Below are 1,576 nucleotides of genomic sequence, written 5' to 3'. Positions count from 1 at the left end.
GCACGTTCTCGCGCATTCCGGCCGTTCGTGGACGGTGCAAGATTTCTTTCCCTACGGATACGATGAAAGACAGTATTGCTCACCGGGTTTCGATCTACCGGTCGGTTGTCTGATGCGTTCGCCCCATGGCAGCTTTCCCGAATACCATACCTCCGCCGATAACCTCGATTTCGTGCGCCCCGAGCATGTTCGGGAATCGCTCGTCTGTTATCGCGATGTGGTCGAGGTGCTCGAACGCAACCGGTACTATATGAATTTGAATCCGAAGTGCGAGCCACAGCTCGGCAAGCGCGGTCTCTATGCTGCCATTGGCGGCGACAGCGACGTCGCTAAAAAACAGCTCGCGATGCTCTGGGTATTGAATATGTCCGATGGGCGCCATTCCCTTCTCGATATCGCCGAGCGGGCACAAGCGCCTTTCAGCCTTATCAGTTCGACTGCGCAAGTTTTGGAGCAGCACGGGTTACTTCAGGTAGCCACTACGCCGCGATAAGTTAAAAATCAGGAGATCCACGCCTGCTTCACGAACCCCGAGCTGGCGATGGCATCCGCCCGCGCTATCCGGGTTGGGTCACCGTGGTGGTTTCTTGAAGGGTCTAATGTGGATATCGGTGACTTCAGCGGTCCGTGGCAGGCACAAGGCATGAATAACAGTTGAGGCGATATCGGTGGGTTGGAGTAGATACTTTGCGTCGATACGCTCCCCAGCATAGCTTTGCACGGTCTCTTGCATCGAAGTGGCGGTATTGCCCGGATAAACACTCAGCACGCGAACTCCGGAAGAGTTGATTTCCATGCGCAGCGTGTCGGCGATCGCCTTGAGCGCATGCTTGGTCGCGGCATAGGCGCCCACGTGCTCTTTGGTCCGAAGCCCCACGCTCGAGTTGACGAAAACGATCTGGCCTTGGCCTTTTTGTATCAGCGGCAGGAGCACCTGAGTGAGTAAATACGGAGCGCGCACGTTTATTCGGTACTGGTTGTCGAAATCGCTGATGGGCGCAGAGGCAATGGGTCCGAGTGAAATGGTACCGGCGCTGTGCACCAGGATGTCCACCCGCCCATGCTTGGCCACGAGCCGATCCCGTAACACCTGGATCTCCTCGTCGCGCGTGAGGTCGCAGGGGAGGGTTTCGGCCTGATTTCCGGCGCTGATGAGTTTTGTGCGTAAGTCGTCAAGCGGTGCTCGTTGGCGACCGACGAGCTGGACAACGGCTCCGTGCTCCGCCAGTGCACTGGCGATGGCCAGACCGATACCGCTTCCGGCGCCGGTAACGACAGCGAGCTGGTTGCGTAAATTGCTGGACGTGCTTGGTGCCATGCTGGATTGTTCGCGGCGTGTCATGGTGAAGCGCTAGTGTGCCGCAAGATTAGGGGTTATATTCTAAGCCTGTCAATAGACGTGGAGCGGGCCGCTTGACATGGCGGCGGATGATTCTCCCTCGTGCTGAGGGCAATATGCTGGGAGGTCCATATGCTGGGGAATATGTTGGTGGGTGGTGTTCTGGTTGTATTTGCGGCGATCATATCTTTTTCCGCACTGAAGTGGTTTCCCGAGCCGTATTTGTGGATTTTTCTG

General features: G+C 56.8%; 2 protein-coding genes. One reads left to right on the top strand and one right to left on the bottom strand.

Annotated elements, in window-relative coordinates:
- Nucleotides 1-493: DUF4910 domain-containing protein (locus WB402_RS02545; RefSeq protein ID WP_424205348.1), on the top strand; the 493-nt coding region annotated here is incomplete at its 5' end.
- Nucleotides 494-571: 78 nt separating this feature from the next.
- Here the strand turns inward: WB402_RS02545 and WB402_RS02540 are convergent.
- Complete coding sequence (locus WB402_RS02540; protein WP_424205347.1) at nt 572-1,318, bottom strand: SDR family oxidoreductase; 747 nt, start codon at nt 1,316-1,318, stop codon at nt 572-574.
- Nucleotides 1,319-1,576: the final 258 nt, after the last annotated feature.

The sequence above is a fragment of the Sulfuricaulis sp. genome (assembly GCF_049587675.1).
Lineage (GTDB): Bacteria > Pseudomonadota > Gammaproteobacteria > Acidiferrobacterales > Sulfurifustaceae > Sulfuricaulis.
Note: the sequence above shows the minus strand (reverse complement) of the source record. Positions and strands in the feature narration are given on the sequence as shown.